The following is a 19,283-nucleotide window of genomic DNA, read 5'->3' as shown; positions in this document are numbered from 1 at the left end:
CAATTTTATATTATTATGACGCCTTCTTTCTATTAATATTGCTGAACCTTCGTGAAGTATTTATTTATTTAGTTTGCACGAAGGTTCTGTGTTTCGTGATTTAAGCTAAAAATTTAAATGTCGCATGTAAGAAAGTTTTTACCCCAATTTCTAGTGCATCTTCATCGATTGTGAAACGTTCATGATGATGTGGATAAGTAATTCCTTGCTCCTCATTACCCGCTCCCACATAGAAGTAACAGCCTGGAGCTTTTTCCATAAATGCAGAGAAATCTTCTCCACCCATATTTGGTCTCATCATATCAAGTGCTTCTTCACCAAATACTTCTCGAACTGTTTCTTCAATCACAGCTGTCACTTCGTTATCATTGATGACAGGACGGTAGCCAAATTCATATTTAAAGTCATATGTGGCTTCATGTGCTTCTGTAATCCCTTTAACGACGCGTTCCATTTTAGCTGGGATCGATTCGCGAAGTGTTCGATCAAAGCTTCGCACGGTACCCCAAAGTTTCACAGAGCCAGGAATAACATTATGAGTTGTTCCTGCAACAAATTGGGTTACTGAAATAACTAAACTATCTAGTGGATCCGTATTCCTTGAGACAATATGCTGAAGATTGGTTACTACTTGTGCAGCTACAGCAATGGAATCAATGGTTTGGTGTGGAAGTGCGGCATGTCCACCTTTACCATTAACAGTAATCCAGAAGGTGTCTGGCGATGCCATCATTGAACCATAGACAACCCCCACTTTGCCTTTTTCAATTGGTGACCAGAGATGTGTACCAATTACAAGGTCTACACCGTCCATGACTCCCGCTTCAACCATTTCCTCAGCTCCACCTGGGAATAACTCTTCCGCATGCTGGAACAAGAAACGAACTTCCCCTTTAATTTGATCCTTTAAACTTGAAAGGATTTTTGCTGTACCAAGCAGCATCGCCGTATGACCATCATGTCCACAAGCATGCATCACTCCAGGATTTTGGGAAGCAAATTCGAAAGTGTTCTCCTCTTGAATTGGCAGGGCGTCCATATCCGCGCGAATCGCAAGTGTTTTACCAGGTTCAGCTCCGATTAATCTTGCCACCACACTTGTTTTAGTCGGCCGAGTAATCTCCAAGTTTCCAAACGATTGTAATGTATCATAAATAAATTGAGATGTTTTTTCCTCATGGAAAGATAGTTCCGGATTTTGGTGCAAATGCCTTCTCCAGGCAATGACTTGTTCTTTTGTTTCTTCAGCTAGTTGATTAAGATTTACTGTTGTACTATTACTCATGCTTGTCATCTCCTATTTAGTTTGTTGCTACATTCACTTTTTGAACCGCAAGATTTAGAACCGTATGATAAAGAACATTCGCCCCGTCTGTACAGTCCTCTTTAGAACTCCATTCAGCTGGGTCATGACTTATTCCATTCTTGGAACGGATGAAAATCATCCCCATCGGACATAAGTCCATCAATTGCATTCCATCATGACCGGCACCGCTTGGAAGATAATAGCTTTCTAGACCTAATTTAACAAAGGCGTCTTTCGCTGCACTCTTTACGATGTCAGAACATGGAGCTGGTGCAACACGCTGTAAGTCTTCAATCATTAACTTAACACCTTGGGCCTCACAAATCTGCTCTGCCTGGACTCTAATCTTCTCCTCTACTTCATCGCGGACGACTTCACTTATATCCCGAAGGTCTAATGAGAATTCAACCCGGCCAGGAATAATGTTGATTCCACCTGGGTTCACCTGAACTTGTCCGACTGTGCCAACCGTAGTTTCAGTTTTACCTGCTTCTGCTTCGATAACAAGCATCACTCTTGCTGCTGCAGTCAAGGCATCATGCCTGATTGACATCGGTGTGGCTCCTGCATGACCAACTTCCCCTTCTAAAATAAACTTGAGCCATAATGGACCAGCTAATCCTGATACAATTCCGGCTGAGAGATTTTGTCCTTCAAGGACCTTCCCTTGTTCAATATGAAGTTCGACATATGCCTTCACCTCTTCAGGCTTTCGGACTGCTTTGCCGATTGCTTCCGGCTCAAGTCCATTTGCGACGAACGCTTCAGCGATTGAGATCCCCTGCTTATCCTTATTAAGCAATTCCTCTTGTGTTAGTGTGCCAGCAATCCCACGGCTGCCAATCATTCCAAAGCTAAATCTTGCCCCTTCTTCATCCGTAAATGCAATCACTTCAATCGGATGTACTGTCTCAATTCCTTGCTCATTCATGACTTGAAGGGCTTCAACTGCCGACAGGACACCAAGTGGTCCATCAAAATTCCCTCCATTAAATACTGAATCGATATGTGAACCAGTTAATACCAGAGGTGCATCAGGGTTTACGCCTTCCTTCCTGCCAATCAGGTTTCCGACTTCATCCTCACGTACTTGCAAACCAGCTTCTTTCATAAATGTAGCTACAAGATCCTTAGCTGCTCGTTCTTCCGGAGTGAAAGATAAACGAGTGACACCATCGGATTCAGTTTTTCCAATTTCACTAAGAAGTTGCAAACGACCCCATAATCTCTCTTCGTTAATCACTTCTTCCATCCTCTCTGCCACATTCCTATTTGTTTAATGCTTTAATAGAATGGCGTATATTATTAATGTATTTATAATTATAAAACTTATCAGAATATTTGTTATGTTATTTTACACAAAATTTTTAATAAACAATTTGTGTAATAACACAAATAAATAATCAAAATCATTCTATTTCCTTATACTTCCTGACAAAAATCACACGTTTTATTGTGAAATTTGTTACAATAAACAAAAGAAATGAAAATTTTCATTATTTTAACATCATTAAAAGGAGAGGTGCATGATGAAAGAAACTCTTAGCCGTCGTCAGCTGCAATCATTAATCCATGTCTCCAATGTATTAAACTCATCGCTAGACATTGATACGATTATCGATTCCATTATGGTTCAAACGGTTTCAGTCATTGATGCAGCCCACGGAGGGGTCTTGTTCCTTTATGACCCTAGCCAAGATCTGCTCATTCCAAAATCAGACAGCAACTTTACATCTGAAATTACAAGGGTAAGGTTGAAACCCGGTGAATCGATGACTGGCTTAGCTTTTTCAGCGCAAAAATGCTTGATTTTTCACAACCGGACAGAAGTTGAAAAAGCAACAGCCACACTATCGGAAACGAATCATATGCTTATGAATCAATCGATTCCGACGCTCCCTTATTCATCGATTTGTGCTCCTATCTTGTTAAAAGGAGAATGTATCGGTGTGATTACGCTTGACTCATTTGATCCGTCGCTTCACTTTATCCCTGAGGATATTCATCTTCTAACTGCGATTGCCCATCAGGCTGCCGTTGCACTGGAGAAAGCAAACCTTTACCGCGAGCAGGAAGAGGCTGTGAGACAGCTGGGAGATTTAAATAATACGATTTCCAAACAAAATGAGATGTTATCCCGCTCAGTCGATATCCATAATATGTTAGCCGCACTTGTATTACATGGGGAAGGTCTTGACTCCATAATTACCTATTTGCACGACACAACCAGCGAGACGATTTTGTTATTTGATGATCTTGGCGAATTGATTTCCTCTGCATATAAAATCAAACTATCCGATGAGGAATTATCTGCCATCCGCAATATGGCTCAGGAGTCCATCAAAACACCTGGAAACGTCTGCTCATTGTTTGAAACAAACATGAATGAAGAAAATCAATGTATAACCATCCTTCCAATTGGGGCAAAGCCAACGCTTTATGGATCACTTATAATCGTTTCCCCAGAAAAAATGCGTGATGTTGATATTGCCGCCTTAGAGCATGCTTGTACGGTCATATCCCTCGAATTAGTAAAGGAGCAAGCTATATTTGAGGCACAAGAAACAATAAATGGGGAACTAATTGATGTTCTTTTCTCCGGTAAAATGGATGGCACTATTCTTCAAAAAGCGAAACAGCTAGATTTCGACCCCCTTGGGGATTATTTAGCAGTAATGATTCGACTTGATGAAATGGACAATACTCATAAAAAGAACAGTATCATCCGTCATCTTGTCCAAATGGCCAACCGTGTATTTTTAAAAAATCCGTTAAAAGGAATGGCCGTACGTAATCACGATCAAATCGTTGTCTTGCTAACTTTTCAACAAAAAGTTTCCTCCAACTATACACATCAGCGGGTGAAGGAACTTGTTGCAAAATTTCAGCAGGAAATCCAGATAAAAAATTGGGGAACAACGGTTTCTATTGGGACTGGCAGAATCCATTCCAGTTTATTAAAAGTCACAAGATCCATGCAGGAAGCAGCAAAATGCTTACAATTCCTTCAAAGCTTTGGAGGAAAAAATCAGGTCATTAGTTATAAAGAACTTGGTGTTCAACGGCTTCTACTCCAAAACAGCGAGGAGGAACTCATCGATTTTATAATCGAAGTGCTAGGACCGCTGTTTGAATACGATCAATCTCGAAAAGGAGAACTCCTCCCTTCGTTATTTGCCTATCTTGAACACAATCAAAATGCGAAGGAAGCAGCAGAGTCAATCCATGTTCATACGAACACTTTGATGTATCGCTTAAAACGGATTGAAGAGATTCTTTCCACAGATTTATCCGATAGCCAGCAATTTTTAAATATTCATCTCGCCATCAGTCTCTATCCTTTTTTAAAAGATAAGTTGACGCAACAGGTGTAATATTGATATCTAATAACTAGGCGCCCCTAATTTTTTAGGGGCGCCTTTATCTTTTCATTAACTAATTTTTCTTTCCGTATTTGGCACGGGGTTCTCTAGTTTATTCCAATCGATAGTATTTTCTAGGACAATCGCAAGCAAAATTCCTACTAGTAAGCCACTCGATAACAGTGGTTGAACCAACATTGGCAGCGAGGAAAACATTTCAGACGGAATATTCATGATGGCAATTCCCAACAACACTGGACCCGCGATGCGATAGATTGTTCGCTGATTAAAAGGAATTCCATTCAGATTGGTGAGTGCACCGCTGAATAATTGTAGGTAGGCAACAAATAAAACCGCATCCCCTACACTAATTGGCAAAGTCGAAAACAAATTGCTTAGTGCAGGTACCAAGCCAAGGACAATAAACATCGCTCCACCAATGATTATAGGTGCCCGCTCAAATATGAGCGTAGACTGTAAAAATCCGAGCGAAGAAATATAAGGCGCATATGGAACCATCCCAAACAGCCCCGAAACAATCGAATTTATCCCTGTTAGCACAAATGAGCGTCGGTATTGGTTATCTGTGGTTGAAGTCTTTAAGATTGGCTCAACCCCTCTTATCGAAGCCATGGTATTCGTTGTATTAACTAAACCAGTGATCACCGTCATTAGAATGAGACCCAAGCTAAAACTAGGTTTCCCCCAAGGAAATAAATGAAAAAATTCCGTAGACGTACTTACATTCTCAGCAGGTGCTGGGAAGAATAGTGCGTGAACCACCCACCCGGTTACAATTCCTATGAGGATGGAAAAGTTCCGAATCATACCAGGCCCCTTCAAATTGATCCATACAACGAGGATGATTAACAGGATAGAAAGCCCTGCTGTCGGAAGATCAATCTGATCCCCAGTCCCCAGCCCAAGCATTCCTTTTGTAAAAATGACAATCAGCTGGCTCGCGAGGAGAAATAGGACCGTACTCATCACAACTGGTGTGAATAAGCGCTTTAACACCGTTCCCATCCCTAACACACCAAGGATCATAACTAGAACACCTGAACCAATAATCCCGAGCGCAAGTCCACCGCCTAGTTCTTCCAAACTGATGCCAGCGGAAGAAGCAGACGCACAAAGACTTAAGATGGCCCCCCACCACAAGCCAGATTGCCCCTCCATTAATGGGTACTTATGCCCAAATAATGCTTGCAAGATACATGCTATGCCAGTATAGATAAATGCTCTTTGCATGGAACTTGCTATTTCCCCTGCTGATAAATCAAAGGCATCCCCGATTGTTAACGGGATGACCACAGTATTTGCAAACATAAAAAATAACCATTGCAGACCAGCCATGAACATGGTGGTCGAGTGCTTTCGGCTCAACTGCTCATTCCTCCTTTATATATTACTCCCCTTAAACAACCGTAATAATAATTCCTAAAATAGTAATCACACATGCCGTTAGCTTCGCAGGAGTAATGCGTTCCTTAAAATAATACCACGCTAAGAAAACGGCAAATAATGGTGAGGTGAAGGCCAAAGAGACAACCAGTGTTCCATCAGCAAACTTTAAGGCCGTAAAGAGGCAAACCCATTGGATGATGACGGTGATTCCACGTAAACTTAAATGTTTATGCAAGCTCGGAAACCATACCTTTGGACGGTAAATCAGATAGGTAATCAAAGCAATCCCGCAAGCTCGGTAAAAATAAAGTGTCACTGGATTGACCCAGCCATGAACAAGTAATTGCTGAGACGGCACCATACTCACTCCAAATACAATCGCTGAAGCAATTCCTAATAAATTACCTGGCTTCCTAAGCTCAAGAAATGGGGTCAGCGGGTTCCGGCCTTTTAAATTTAGAAAATAGACGCCTACCATGATAAACAAAACAGACACGAGCACAAAAGGATGGAAGCCATACAAGAAGCTATTTGGAATAAATGTGAACAATGGTGTTAATGCCATGTAAACGGAAAGGACGGATACCTCGATTTTGTTCATCGCTTTAAAGAAAAGTAAATTCCCTGCCATATCGAGCAGGACAACCAAAACTAATAACGCAATCGAGATCAGGTTTACTTTGAATAAATAAAGCCATGGCAAGGTTAATCCAAGAAATAAACCTATGTATGCAAATGAAGTAACAATGAAACTATTATTATCCTTCATTTCTCCAACAATCTTCTTGGCATAAAGCGCATTCACCGCATTAAAAAAAGAACTGATTAGTGACAAAAACAGCATGCAAGTATTCCTTCCTCCTGTTGTATTTTAAGATAATTTCGGTTTTCTAAATATTTAATAGATTACAACAAAAGATTGTCGATGGAAAGAAGGAATTTATTTGTTTCGTCTAAAAACTGAAAAAAACCGTCCATGGAAATCTCCATGAACGGTCTATTTTACTACTCACCTTTAGTAAAAATATCAGTTAAAACTGGAACAATTTGCTTTTTACGAGAAACAACACCTTTTAGTGTAGCTGTGTTATTTACAAGGGAAACATTATAGGCTTTTTCAACGGCAGTTGTTTTGCTTCCTAACGCTAAACCAACTGAATCGTTTGTTAAAATATCTGTTACCACGAACAAGAATAAGTCTAAGTTCTTTTCTTCGATAATGGTAGAAATAGCCGCTTCCAATTCGTCTTGGCGAGCAAGAACATCGTCTGTGTCAACTACATTCACTTGAGCGATTTCTACTTTACTAGCACCCATCTCAAATCCTTTTGCATCCAGGCTTAAGAGTTCAGCAATGGATTTATCGCGAACATCTGCCCCAGCTTTTAGCATTTCAAGTCCATAAGTATCAGCGTCCACTCCAGCAATTTCAGCTAACTCGCGAGCTGCTGCCACATCTTCTGGTGTACAAGTTGGAGACTTAAATAATAAAGAGTCAGAAATAATGGCAGATAACATAAGGCCTGCAATTGGTTTACTAATTTCTTTGTTGTTTTCTTTATACATTTTATTTAAGATCGTTGCTGTACAGCCTACAGGCTCGCAGCGGTAATACAATGGATCACTTGTTTCAAAGTTTGCAATGCGGTGGTGGTCAATGACTTCAAGGACACGAACATCCGCGATATCATTGGCACTTTGCTGGCGCTCGTTGTGATCGACTAAAATAACTGAGTTCACTTCACTAGCAACTGCTTCAACCAAACGTGGAACTTCTGCATTAAATTGGTTAAGAGCAAATTGTGTTTCCCCGTTGATTTGTCCTAAACGTACAGGTTCAACATCCATCCCTAATTGTTTTTTTAAGTCTGCATAGGCAATCGCAGAACAAATTGTGTCGGTGTCAGGATTTTTGTGTCCGAAAATAAGTACTTTTTCCATTTGTATTTCTCCTAATCCTATTAATTTATGTAGGTCAAGCCCAATCGACCTGAGATTGGCCCTAACGAAAATTATATAATAATATGATTAAGGATTCAAAAAATTTTTATTGATTCATTTTTTTGACCATTTGGACTTGCTCCGTTGTTTTCACAAAGCCTAAATCTTCTAATATTTGAATGACAGGATTAGATACTGACGCATTTATCGTCATAAAGTTAATGGGATTCGGATTTTCCCCTGTTATCGAACTCAAAATTGACTTAATCATTTCCTCTTTAGCTTCAGCAAATAGTTCAATCTGATATAACAATACTCTCTCCAACTGCCCTTGTTGATTCCAAACCCTTTTGAATAAAGAGTATCCAAGCGGATTCTGTTTCTCGTCAAAATAAATTTGTGCTTCCCCTGACTTAACACTCTGCCACTGACATTGCCATGGAAGATTTTCTTTGTAAAAATGGTAAGTTGAGAGTTGCTCAGGCCGAATCGATTTATTAAGTATAGAAGTATGGATTAAATCTAATGTCCCACTTAAATAAACTAGGGAATCGGTTATTTCATAGCCAAATCGTTGATATAAACGTATCGCCCGTTCATTTTCCTTTATGGCTTCAAGGGTGGCAACTTCAACTCCTTCCTCAGAATAAACGTTAAAGGCTGCCTCCATTAATAACTGGGAAACCCCCTTCCCCCGGTAATCGGGTGCAATCCCAGTCCCGCCATTCCAAGAAGTCTTTTTCCCGTCGATGACGCGGAAACCATTTAAAACAATCGCGACAGGTTCTTCACCGTCAAAAGCTACCAATGAATGCTCCATAGATAATCCCTCATTGACCAAGCGGTTAAAAAATATATCAGATGTCATTTCTAAATTCACAAAATAGCCTTCAAACCCTCTATTCCAAGCCGTAATTGTATCTTGGATGGTACATTCCATAAGTTTTTTAATAGTAAGATTCATACGGTTCTCCCCCTATTTAACACAGAAATACATCTTGGTTATTCTGTTATCAATAATCATTGAAAAACCATTATGAATCACTTACATCGATAATGGTTTTTCATGGTATCTATTTTACTGTCAACGGAACCACCTTTTGTCCAATCGCAGCAATTAATTCTTTTGGCATAGGGAAGCTCAATGCGGCAGGATCCTTCATGACGGCTGGAATCGCCAGTTGGAGCGCCTCTTCGGTGATATTAAATTGCTTAAAATCAGCCGGTAATCCTACCTTATACTGCAGCAATTTAATTTTTCCAATCACTTTGGCTAACGCTGTTTGCGGGGTGTCCCCCTTTACGTCTACATTCAAGGCCTGTGCTAATTCCGCTGCCTTAGGAAGATATAAATCAGGGACTAACTCCATGACTACCGGTAAAAAAACGGCATTAGCGAGACCATGAGGAATACGGAACAAAGCCCCATAGGCGTGTGCCATATTGTGGACAGGAATTGCGTTTAACGCAAAACTGAAAGCGGTAATCCCCATCAAGCTAGCTTGTAATAAATCCATACGGGCATCAAGGTTCGAACCATCAGCAACGGCAATTGGCAGATTTTTTTCAATCAGGCGAATAGCATGGAGGGCGTAGGCATCGGTTAGACCTGTTGCTGTCGGGGATGCGAGTGCCTCAATGGCATGTGTTAAGGCATCAAATCCTGTAAATGCTGTAATCATTGGTGGAAGTCCAACGGTTAAATCCGGATCCAAGATTGCCATATCTGCATTAATAAATGGATTGATGATATTCGTCTTCATTTGGATATCTTCATTAAAAATAACAGCAATCGGTGAAACCTCTGAACCGGTCCCCGCTGTTGTCGGGATGGCTATATGTGGAATTGGCATGTAGTTGGCTTTTGGAAAGGACTCATACAATAAGCCGCCTGGGATAGCCTCTTTTATATCTGTCAATCCTTTGTGGAGCGCGTATTTTACCCCTTTTACGGTATCAAGAACACTGCCCCCGCCAACGGCTAGTAAGGAATCCGCCCCGATTTCTCGTGCATAGCGGACCGCTTCATTAATACATCGGCTCTCGGCATCCTGCTTAATATCTAAAAATTGCCCCACCAATTCAGGACCAGAGCCATGTCCTGTCAGGGTAAATATTTCAGCTACTTTTTCAACAATGCCCGCTGCCTCTAAGCCTCTGTCACTTAAGAGAAGTACGCGTTTAGCACCCAGACCTGCAAATAGACTTGGGACCATCGCCCTTGAATTTGAACCGCTGTATATTCCCGTACGTAACATAAACTGTGATAAGGTTGTTTTCATATTCATCCACACCTCTTCATTAGTTTTGGCCAAACAGTATTCCATACCAATTACGTCGCTCTAACTCCGGTGACATCGAAGTGTGTACATGCTTGACCTGGGTATAGGCATCGAGTGATTGCTGTCCCATTTCGCGGCCAATTCCACTTTGCTTGTACCCACCAAACGGGGCATCACTGCGGAGCATATGCCATTCATTTATCCAGACGATACCCGCTTGCAGTTTTCTCGCGACTGCGTACGCTTTATTAACATCGCGTGTCCATACTCCTGCTGCTAAACCATAAATGGTGTCATTCGCCATTCGAATCGCATCTTCCAGGTCTGAATAACGAATCACACAGAGGACGGGTCCGAAAATTTCTTCTTGGGCAATTTTCATATCGTTGGTGACATTCGTAAAAATCGTTGGTTCGATAAAATGACCTTCTTCACAGTCAGCTACCTTTACTTCCTGGCCTCCGCATAAAAGCGTAGCTCCTTCTTGTTTACCGGTTTCAATGTAGGAAAGGATCGTTTCTTTTTGCTTTTTTGAGATTACTGGCCCAACATCGGTGGTAGGATCAAGTGGATTACCGAGCTTTAATTTCATAGTGAGTGCGGCCAATCCTGCAACCACTTGGTCATAAAGCTTATCTGGGACAAAAAGCCGAGTCCCTGATTCACAAAGCTGTCCGGAATGGAGAAATACTCCAAACAGACTTCCAGGCAGAGCAATGTTAAGATCGGCATCCTCTAAGAGAATATTTGGTGATTTACCACCTAACTCCAGTGTGGTTTTCTTAATCGTGCCGGCAGCAAGTCCCATTATACCTCTGCCAATCTCTGTCGAACCAGTGAAGGCCACTTTATCAACCTTTGGATGATTAACTAAGGCTTCACCGACTTCTGCACCCGGACCTGAAACCACATTGATTACACCTGGAGGGACCACGGCTGAAATAATTTCTGCTAGTTTTAGAGTCGACAGCGGTGTGTAGCTGGCAGGCTTAATGACAATCGTATTCCCCATCGCAAGTGCGGGAGCAATCTTCCATGTCGCAATCACCATCGGCAGGTTCCATGGAGTGATGGCTGCACATACTCCGATTGGCTCACGCCAAATAAAATTGTGGGCGGGTCCTGGGAATGGCGGAACAGGAAGTGTTTCTGAGAATGGGTAGTCTACCGTAAAGTTGGCTAATGTTTGGAACAAATCAACCATTTGCAGAATATCACTGCTGCCAATTCGGCGTACCGTTCCACCTGAACTAATAGCTTCTAAGTATGCTAACTCCTCAGCATGTTCGGCAATTCGATGGGAAATTGCATATAACACCTTGGCCCGGTCTTTGGGCTTCATATTTCTCCAGTTCCCTTTGTCAAACGCTTCGCGTGCTGCATTTACAGCTAGGTCGACATCTTCCTTCGTTCCTTTCGCCACCCTTGCAACTAGTTCACCATTTGCCGGGTTAAACACATCAAATGTTCCTTGTCTGCTTGCAGGCACCCAATTTCCGTTAATAAAGTGGGGAAATGTTTGGACATCTACCTTTACCGTCATCTTAATTCCTCCTTTTCCGGTTTAGAGTACTCCTAACTCACTATCTGAAAATCTATAAATCTCTTCAATTTTTTTGCCTTTTGCCCGCGCTAAGATCTCCATTCGAACAGAGAGTTGTTTTAATGTAAAGTTCATGATGTCCTCCGGGTCCCCGCCGAATGCGCTTACCTCCCTTCCTGCGATTCCTTCTTGGTTTAACCTAATCGCTAACGGAGTCAGTTCGCCCATCTTGGCTGCCACAAAATCAAAGAGATGTGGATGTTCACAAATCAAGCGTTGCAAAAGGAAAGTTCCATAGCCGATATGCCTGGACTCATCCTTTTTTAAATGACCAACCCCTTCAAGCAGACCAGGCATAATTCCCGCCGTTTCTAAGGCATTGTAAAAGGAAAAATAGCCTGTTTCTGCTAAAACTCCTTCGACAAACATGTTGTACACCACCGATGCTTCAGCAATCGCTTCTGGAGATTGGTCAGTAATAAGCCGTTCCATTGTCGTTGGGAGAATTTCATAGAAAATTTTCTGATAGGTTTCCGTATGAAAATGAGATAAGTCTCCTCGCTCACCAATCGCATTCAATACTAGCCGGAAAAATTCAGTATGTTTCGCTTCCTCGTACAAAAAGGTTGTTAGAAACATCTCTTCTTCCAAACGCCCTTCTTTCGCAATCGCCATAATGAGTGGAAGCAGGTCTAATGTAACTGCTTCCTCACCTGCTTGAAATTGAGAAATCAGCCGTAAAATATCTGCTTGCTGCTCCTCATTCATCGCTTTCCAATCCTTTTGATCCTGTCTGAAATCAATATCAGCGGGGTTCCACGTCCCTAACCGTTTTGCTTTTTGGAATAAACGATAAGGGAATGAATCTTCAAGTAAACCTCGACTACTAGTTGTTAGTATGGTTCTTTTTTCCATCCACCTTCTCCTCCTTTTTTCCTTTACGGTTTGATGACAATTTCTGATGCCTGCTTGCGGAGATGCGTTTTTAATATTTTCCCCACACCATTTCTAGGCAGTGCCTCTAGAAAAACAATTCTTCGTGGTGTTTTGTTTTTCGCTAAATGGTCTTGGCAATAATTGATTAATTCTTTTTCGGTTACTTCTGAATCTGGCTTTTTTACGACGCAGGCAACCATTTCTTCGCCCATTCGTTCATCGGGAACCCCCACCACTGCTGCCTCGAATACTTGTTCGTGAGCATTTAATATTTCTTCGACATCACGAGGATACACATTAAAGCCGCCGCGAATAATTAAATCCTTTTTTCGATCAACAATATAGACATAGCCTTCGTCATCGATCCGGGCCATATCGCCCGTAAATAACCATGAATCCTTTAAGACTCGATTTGTTTCTAGAGGATTTTGGTAATAGCCAGGAGTGACATTATCACCGCTGACAATTAGTTCCCCCACTACACCGTCTGGAACGTCCTCGCCCTTTTCATCGACAATTCTCAATTCTACCCCTGGTATCGGAATCCCAACCGACCCGGGCTTTATTTCGATGCCTTTCTTGTGAGCAGTAACTACCGGAGCAGCCTCTGATAACCCATAACCCTCGAATACTTTTGCGCCAAATTTTTGTTCAAAAGCATACAATAAGGCAACAGGCAACGGTGCTGAACCAGAACCGACTGATTCAAGACTTGTGGTATTATATTGTTCGGCTCTTGGATAAGAAACCATAGCGTGTATCATCGCAGGAACTGCTGAGAATGTCTTCACTTTATATGTTTCAATTGCTTGAAATACCCCTTCTAATTGAAAGTTTGAAAAAATAACGATTGTGCTGCCTGTTAGAAAGCAAATATTAGAGATTGTCAGACCATACACATGGGCTAGCGGCAGGACTCCGAGTGTTGTGCCCCGCTCTGTTTCATTATGTTTTGCGGAATTCTCGGCATTCGAATATAAGTTTTTGTGGGTTAATTGGACTCCTTTGGGATTTCCAGTGGTTCCAGAGGTGTACAAAATGACAGCCGTATCGTCTGTGTTTCCTTGTTCATCCATTTGATATATGGGGGCGGGAACTAACACATCGTAAAAGTTTTTGGTTCGATCATCTGAAGGTTGGTCCACAACAATCAACTGGGGTTTTATTGGCAAGCCCTCTAGTGATTGTTCCACATTATTCCGTACGGCGGAGGAAGTAATGACTGCTTTTGCTCCGGAATTTCGTGCGATGTAGTGAAGTTCCTTTGGATGCAAAGTAAACATGACCGGGACTATCGTTGCTCCCGCTCTGGTAATCCCTTGATAAGAAAAGAGGACCTCCGGGCAATTAGACATACATACCATAACTCTATCACCCTTAGCAATTCCAAGATGTCGTAAGCCACAAGCAAATTGGTCTGCGTATTGCTTCGTTTCCACATTTGTGATTGTCTTTTCTTTGTAATATATAAGAGGATACTCACCGAATTTAGCGATATTTGTTTCTAGCAGGTCCTTAAGATTCACACAAGCACTCCTTTACTAGACATTTTTGTTAAGTCAAACGATAGACGATAACTGAATCTTTTTGCTCAAATCTTACCTGCTGCCTTTCTTCAAGTAGGTCCAAATGGCCTTGTATTTGGGATAATCCTAAGAACACCGTTTGCCCATGCAAACGAGGATACATTTCTATGCAAATTTCATAGATACATTTACCACCGCTCGCAAGAATGGCGAGAATCTGCTCGCATCGTTTTTCCTGTTCTTGTAATCTGGTTTTGATCAATGCTAAATGATCACTAAATGCCTCGCCATGACCAGGATAAATCCTTTTCAAGGGCAGTCTGCTTACTTTTTTAAGTGAATTTCGGTATTGTATTAACGGTCTCGGACGATTGATCACGCCAGGATTTGGTGGTTCGATAAAGGCATTCACGGAAAAGGCCTTTAATAAGTGATCGCCGGCAAAGGTATCTCCAGTTTCTTGATTCCATAGTAAAATATCAGATTGGCTGTGACCGGGAACATGAACGACTTCAAACTTCTTCCCACCTAACTGAATAACATCGCCCTCATTGATAAAGGTAACATTTCGCCACTTTTCCTCTTTATAAGGCCGTTTGATGATGTGCTTTAATGGATCCGCACCACAACTAGTTAAAAATTGATGAAAAAAGGCTTGCACTCGTTGAAACTCGTCCATACTGGCATTTATCGACCCTCTCGCTTGTTCATGGACATAGATAGGAAACTCTTTTTCTTCCAAAAGATAAGGAATTCCACCTGCATGATCGATATGGATGTGGGTAAGGACAATCTGATCAATATCCTTTAATGTAAACCCATGCGTATGTAGTTTGCTTTTAAGTTGTTGAAATGACACTTTCCCAGGGTTTCCCGTGTCTATTAACGTAACTGAGTCTCCAATCGCCAAAAAAGCATTTACAATCCCTTCAGCAAAATGAGTCTCTAATTCAAGCGGAACAATTTTAAACAATTGATCGCCCTCCCTTCGAAAATATTAGTTTATGACCGGAGGATTGACCTATAGACTATCCAAACTATATTTTTTCATAAACTTGTTTACGTTCTAGGGAGCTAACCAAATGGTCCTGCTCCCCTTATTGAGATGCATTTACTGTACCTTACTTGATACTTTCGCCTTTTCCTCTTCTTGGAGGGTGCGCCATAATATCTTACCGCTCGTTGTCATTGGGAATTGCTTTCTGAATTCAATCTGTCTAGGATATTTATAGGCAGCCATATGCTGTTTCGACCACTCAATAATTTCCTCTGCACTCACTTTCCCTTCAAAGCCTTCGTTCAATATGACAAAGGCTTTTACTGTTTCGCCCCGTCTTGGGTCTGGTACACCGACAACACAGGCTTGTTGAATCGCGGGATGCTTATAAAGATAAGATTCAACCTCAGTTGGCCAAACCTTGTAGCCGGAAGCATTAATCATGCGTTTGACTCGGTCGACAATGAAAAAATAACCCTCTTCGTCATAGCGTCCGATATCCCCTGTTCTAAAGAACTTTTTCCCATTGATGTCAATAAAAGAACCTCTATTTTCGTCTTCGCGATTATAATAGCCGACCATCACCTGCGGCCCGTTAACGATAATTTCGCCAACTTCCCCGACCCCTAGCTCTTTTCCAGTCGCAGGTTCAATGATTCTAGCATCGACATCAAAGGAGGGAATGCCTAGACATTGCATTTTCGGACGTTCCGCTGGGTTAAAATGGGTTTGTGCGATCGTTTCGGATAGCCCATAACCTTCGACAAAACGCAATCCTGATAGTTTAAATAATTTTTCACCAACCGCCTCAGGTAAGGCGGCACCCCCTCCGGAAATAGAAGCTAGCGAGGCAATATCTTCTGCTTTCAGGTTGGGATTGGATAGGAAATCAACAATCATTGTCGCAATCGTCACCCAGTGGGTAATTTTTAATGTTTTTATCATTTCGATTGCGAGGTCGCGATTCCATCTTGTCAGGATAACCATCGTGCTCCCGCTGTAAATTGGCATATGCATACTGTGGACCATACCTGTTACGTGAAAGAGCGGCAACGACATTAAATGAACAGCATTTGCTGTCGTTGATGACCAGTGATAAGCACCCACTGTGTTTGCATTTACGGTTCGATTGGTATGCATACAGCCCTTTGGCAGACCAGTTGTTCCGGAGGTATATGGAAGGCATGCCAAATCATCGCCCTTTGCGGTATGCTCTGTTGGTGTAAGATTTGCTTGGATTGCCTCGTTCCAAAGATAATGACCACCTTCTGAAAAAGGAAATCTCGCAGTTTCTACATCTTTTGGAAGCATTCCTACAAAGCTTTCACCTGCATAATCCGAATAGGCAGCGATGAGTAAATTGGCCAATGACGTATTTCCTAACAACGGACCGATACACTCATATAATTCCTGCCCTGCGATAGCGGTCTTGATTTCACAGTCCTTTACATAAAACTCCAATTCGTCAGCAAGTAACATTGGATTGATTGGAACAACCACGGCATTAGCTCGTAAAATGGCATAATAGCCAATTACAAACTGCGGGGAATTCTGCATAAATAGCAAGACCTTTTCCCCTGTTCTGACACCTAATTTGTGCTGGAGATAACCCGCTAAAGCATTAACCTCGATATCAAGCTGTTCGTAAGACAATTTATTGCCGTAGTAGTAAATGGCATCCTGGTCTGGATAACGGCTTGCATTGACTTTGAGGTTGTCATAAAGAGAAGTGGATGGAACTTTTAAAGATTTAGAGATTTTAGGCCAAAATTCATAATGAAGGGTTAGCAATGGAACTTCACTCCTTGTTTAATAGAATGTTAAAATTTATTGTAAACGCTGTTATTTTATAAAAACTCATATACAATTTAACAAGTTGGGTATAAACGGGATTCTATCGGCGGATTTCTGTGTTCTATCGGCGAATTTTCCGGTTCTATCAGCGAATTCTTCGGTTCTATCGGCGAATTGCTAATACTACAAGAAAATTACCGTTCAACACGAATTCCCTAAATTTTATCATCGAATTTTCCGGTTCAATGAGCGAATTCTCAACTTCAATGATCGAATCCCCTACATCGCATGTGCACCACCATCGACCACTAAGACATCACCTGTTACAAAATCGGATGCTGGTGCAGCTAGGAATAAGGCAACGCCTTTAAGGTCATTTTCAGAACCAAACTTCCTTAAGGGTGTGCCTTCAAGAATTGCCTCTCCCCCATGATCCAGCAACCCTTTAGACATTTTCGTTGGAAAAAATCCTGGGGCGATTGCATTTACATAAATACCACTTGGTCCCCATTTGACTGCCAAATCCTTCGTAAAAGTAATTACTGCTCCTTTGCTAGAGTTATAGCCGATAGCATTCATATACTTGGGATTACTGCCTTTTAAACCAGCTACTGAAGCAATATTGATTATTTTTCCAGATTTTTGTTGGAGCATGACCTTACCAACCGCCTGGGACATTAAGAAAGTACCTGTAACATTGACATCCATCACCTTTTTCCATGCTTCGAGCGGCATTTCTTCGACCGGTGCACCCCAGGATGCACCACTATTGTTAACGAGAATATCAATTCGCCCAAATCGCTCCACTGTTTTGTCGACGACATTCTTAATATCCTCTGGATTTGTGACATCACATTTTAATGCAAAACTCTCTACACCTAATCTTTTTAACCCATCACTGATTTCCAAACAGGCTTCCAATTTTCTTGAACAAACCACTACATTAGCGCCAGCCTCAGCAAACCCTTCAGCAATCTGCTGCCCCAATCCTCTGCCTCCTCCAGTAACAATAGCTACTTTTCCCGTTAAATCAAACAACTCTTTCACATTCATCGGTCGTTCCCCCTATTATAAAAGCATCTTTTTTAATCGAATACTATGTCAGCCAAAACTTGTGACTGCCTAAGACGAATCCCTCAAAATTTTCTGTAAGAGACTAAATACTAACCAGTTGGTATGTAGATAATCACTATAATATCAAAATCTTCACAATATTCAACGTCTATTTATTCGTCAATTTTTTCATTTTTCATGTCAGTTTCAGTCGTAAGATAACAATAAACCCAGCACCACAAAGAGAGGTCCTCCTCTTGGTGCTGGGTCAAAATTCAATCAGGCTTAATATTGGTGATACAAAACTTCCCCTTTTAGTACTTCATTCCCTTGTTGATTCACAGCCTGCACCGTAAACCGGAGGTTTTTATCCTGCTTTTCTTTCAATGTTGCCTTCAACGTGATCACATCATTCAAAAAGACCATCCCTTTGAAGCGGATTGAATAATCCTTCATAAAGCCTTCTTCATAATAAGCAGTAAAAAGCTTTGCAAGATTCCCCATCGTCCACATTCCATGAGCAATGATTCCTGGTAAACCGGCTTTTTTTGCCTCATCATCAATGGTATGGATCGGGTTAAAGTCTCCAGATGCACCTGAATATTTAATAAGATCCATCCTTGAAACAGGATCCAGTTGAATTTCTTTTAAAGACTCTCCGACTTGTAGTTGTGTGAGTGTACTCATTTGACCAACACCTTCCTCACAGCCTCTGATATCACAACCGTAGAAGTTGAACTAAATATTAAGCCACCTGCTTCATCCTCACCAAAGCTTTCAAGAATCAGAAACCCCATCTCCCCAAAGTTCCCTTTTTTTTCAAAGTAGTTCTTCACTTTTGAATAGCAGTAGATATCCTCTCCCACTCTTAGGGGACGTTCATAGTGAAACGTTTGTTCACCATGGATTAATCCTTTATTTGGCAGATTTAATCCTTCGATGTCTCCATAATCAAACGTCCTTGGAAAAGTAGGCGGAGCAATGTTGGTTTGGTTCCTAGAATTTTTCCCCGTTTCCTCATCAAAATAAATCGGATGAAGGTCCCCAATTGCTTCCGCAAATCTCTTAACTGCTCCTCTTTCAACAGAATTTTTAACTTTATTCGATTGTTTATCGATCCTGTCTTTAAACAATTG

At 41.4% G+C, this 19,283-nt stretch carries 16 protein-coding genes; 1 reads left to right on the top strand and 15 read right to left on the bottom strand.

Annotated features, from left to right (window positions below; translation table 11 throughout):
* Nucleotides 1–100: 100 nt before the first annotated feature.
* Together BR30_RS0122685 and BR30_RS0122680 are read right to left on the bottom strand one after the other, a co-directional pair.
* Nucleotides 101–1,285 carry a M20 family metallopeptidase gene (locus tag BR30_RS0122685; RefSeq protein ID WP_026567002.1) on the bottom strand — a complete coding sequence of 395 codons (1,185 nt, stop codon included), beginning with the start codon at nt 1,283–1,285 and terminating at the stop codon, nt 101–103.
* A gap of 16 nt (nt 1,286–1,301) precedes the next feature.
* Nucleotides 1,302–2,549 (bottom strand): Zn-dependent hydrolase, encoded by a 1,248-nt coding sequence (locus BR30_RS0122680; RefSeq protein WP_026567001.1) that lies wholly within the window; start codon nt 2,547–2,549, stop codon nt 1,302–1,304.
* A gap of 286 nt (nt 2,550–2,835) precedes the next feature.
* Here BR30_RS0122680 and BR30_RS0122675 point away from each other — a divergent pair, with 286 nt between their 5' ends.
* Entirely contained in the window at nt 2,836–4,680 is a 1,845-nt protein-coding gene (locus BR30_RS0122675; protein WP_026567000.1) for a helix-turn-helix domain-containing protein, read from the top strand.
* Nucleotides 4,681–4,737: 57 nt separating this feature from the next.
* Here BR30_RS0122675 and BR30_RS34290 read toward each other — a convergent pair whose 3' ends face one another.
* From BR30_RS34290 to BR30_RS0122610, 13 genes are all read right to left on the bottom strand, one after another.
* The gene (locus tag BR30_RS34290; RefSeq protein ID WP_231507771.1) at nt 4,738–6,054 is read right to left on the bottom strand and encodes a uracil/xanthine transporter; all 1,317 of its coding nucleotides are present in this window, start codon (nt 6,052–6,054) and stop codon (nt 4,738–4,740) included.
* 31 nt (nt 6,055–6,085) lie between these two features.
* Nucleotides 6,086–6,910: a DMT family transporter gene (locus tag BR30_RS0122665; RefSeq protein ID WP_231507770.1), complete on the bottom strand. Its 825-nt coding sequence runs from the start codon at nt 6,908–6,910 to the stop codon at nt 6,086–6,088.
* Nucleotides 6,911–7,080: 170 nt separating this feature from the next.
* Nucleotides 7,081–8,016: a manganese-dependent inorganic pyrophosphatase gene (locus tag BR30_RS0122660; RefSeq protein WP_026566998.1), complete on the bottom strand. Its 936-nt coding sequence runs from the start codon at nt 8,014–8,016 to the stop codon at nt 7,081–7,083.
* A gap of 106 nt (nt 8,017–8,122) precedes the next feature.
* On the bottom strand, nt 8,123–8,980 hold the full coding sequence (locus BR30_RS0122655; RefSeq protein ID WP_026566997.1) for a GNAT family N-acetyltransferase: 858 nt from the start codon (nt 8,978–8,980) through the stop codon (nt 8,123–8,125).
* 109 nt (nt 8,981–9,089) lie between these two features.
* Complete coding sequence (locus BR30_RS0122650; RefSeq protein WP_026566996.1) at nt 9,090–10,298, bottom strand: iron-containing alcohol dehydrogenase; 1,209 nt, start codon at nt 10,296–10,298, stop codon at nt 9,090–9,092.
* Between the two features lie 19 nt (nt 10,299–10,317).
* Nucleotides 10,318–11,841 (bottom strand): aldehyde dehydrogenase family protein, encoded by a 1,524-nt coding sequence (locus BR30_RS0122645; RefSeq protein WP_026566995.1) that lies wholly within the window; start codon nt 11,839–11,841, stop codon nt 10,318–10,320.
* A 21-nt stretch (nt 11,842–11,862) separates the two neighbouring features.
* Nucleotides 11,863–12,756, bottom strand: a complete 894-nt coding sequence (locus BR30_RS0122640) for a R2-like ligand-binding oxidase (protein WP_026566994.1) — start codon at nt 12,754–12,756, stop codon at nt 11,863–11,865.
* Nucleotides 12,757–12,779: 23 nt separating this feature from the next.
* Nucleotides 12,780–14,303 carry a class I adenylate-forming enzyme family protein gene (locus BR30_RS0122635; protein ID WP_026566993.1) on the bottom strand — a complete coding sequence of 508 codons (1,524 nt, stop codon included), beginning with the start codon at nt 14,301–14,303 and terminating at the stop codon, nt 12,780–12,782.
* A 28-nt stretch (nt 14,304–14,331) separates the two neighbouring features.
* Nucleotides 14,332–15,276 (bottom strand): MBL fold metallo-hydrolase, encoded by a 945-nt coding sequence (locus BR30_RS34285; protein WP_051633729.1) that lies wholly within the window; start codon nt 15,274–15,276, stop codon nt 14,332–14,334.
* A 138-nt stretch (nt 15,277–15,414) separates the two neighbouring features.
* On the bottom strand, nt 15,415–17,091 hold the full coding sequence (locus BR30_RS0122625) for a long-chain fatty acid--CoA ligase (RefSeq protein WP_026566992.1): 1,677 nt from the start codon (nt 17,089–17,091) through the stop codon (nt 15,415–15,417).
* 282 nt (nt 17,092–17,373) lie between these two features.
* Entirely contained in the window at nt 17,374–18,147 is a 774-nt protein-coding gene (locus tag BR30_RS0122620; RefSeq protein WP_026566991.1) for an SDR family oxidoreductase, read from the bottom strand.
* Nucleotides 18,148–18,432: 285 nt separating this feature from the next.
* Entirely contained in the window at nt 18,433–18,834 is a 402-nt protein-coding gene (locus BR30_RS0122615; protein ID WP_026566990.1) for a MaoC/PaaZ C-terminal domain-containing protein, read from the bottom strand.
* Entirely contained in the window at nt 18,831–19,280 is a 450-nt protein-coding gene (locus BR30_RS0122610) for a MaoC family dehydratase N-terminal domain-containing protein (protein ID WP_026566989.1), read from the bottom strand. The genes BR30_RS0122615 and BR30_RS0122610 overlap by 4 nt, the downstream gene beginning before the upstream one ends.
* Nucleotides 19,281–19,283 lie beyond the last annotated feature (3 nt).

It is taken from the genome of Bacillus sp. UNC41MFS5 (genome assembly GCF_000686805.1).
This window is presented reverse-complemented; position numbering and strand designations above follow the sequence as displayed.

Excerpts from the sequence above, each read along its gene's own strand:
- BR30_RS0122685 (WP_026567002.1), bottom strand. The coding sequence starts at position 1,285 with ATGAGTAATAGTACAACAGTAAATCTTAATCAACTAGCTGAAGAAACA.
- BR30_RS0122675 (WP_026567000.1), top strand. The coding sequence starts at position 2,836 with ATGAAAGAAACTCTTAGCCGTCGTCAGCTGCAATCATTAATCCATGTC.
- BR30_RS0122660 (WP_026566998.1), bottom strand. The coding sequence starts at position 8,016 with ATGGAAAAAGTACTTATTTTCGGACACAAAAATCCTGACACCGACACA.
- BR30_RS0122655 (WP_026566997.1), bottom strand. The coding sequence starts at position 8,980 with ATGAATCTTACTATTAAAAAACTTATGGAATGTACCATCCAAGATACA.
- BR30_RS0122650 (WP_026566996.1), bottom strand. The coding sequence starts at position 10,298 with ATGAAAACAACCTTATCACAGTTTATGTTACGTACGGGAATATACAGC.
- BR30_RS0122645 (WP_026566995.1), bottom strand. The coding sequence starts at position 11,841 with ATGACGGTAAAGGTAGATGTCCAAACATTTCCCCACTTTATTAACGGA.
- BR30_RS0122640 (WP_026566994.1), bottom strand. The coding sequence starts at position 12,756 with ATGGAAAAAAGAACCATACTAACAACTAGTAGTCGAGGTTTACTTGAA.
- BR30_RS0122620 (WP_026566991.1), bottom strand. The coding sequence starts at position 18,147 with ATGAATGTGAAAGAGTTGTTTGATTTAACGGGAAAAGTAGCTATTGTT.
- BR30_RS0122615 (WP_026566990.1), bottom strand. The coding sequence starts at position 18,834 with ATGAGTACACTCACACAACTACAAGTCGGAGAGTCTTTAAAAGAAATT.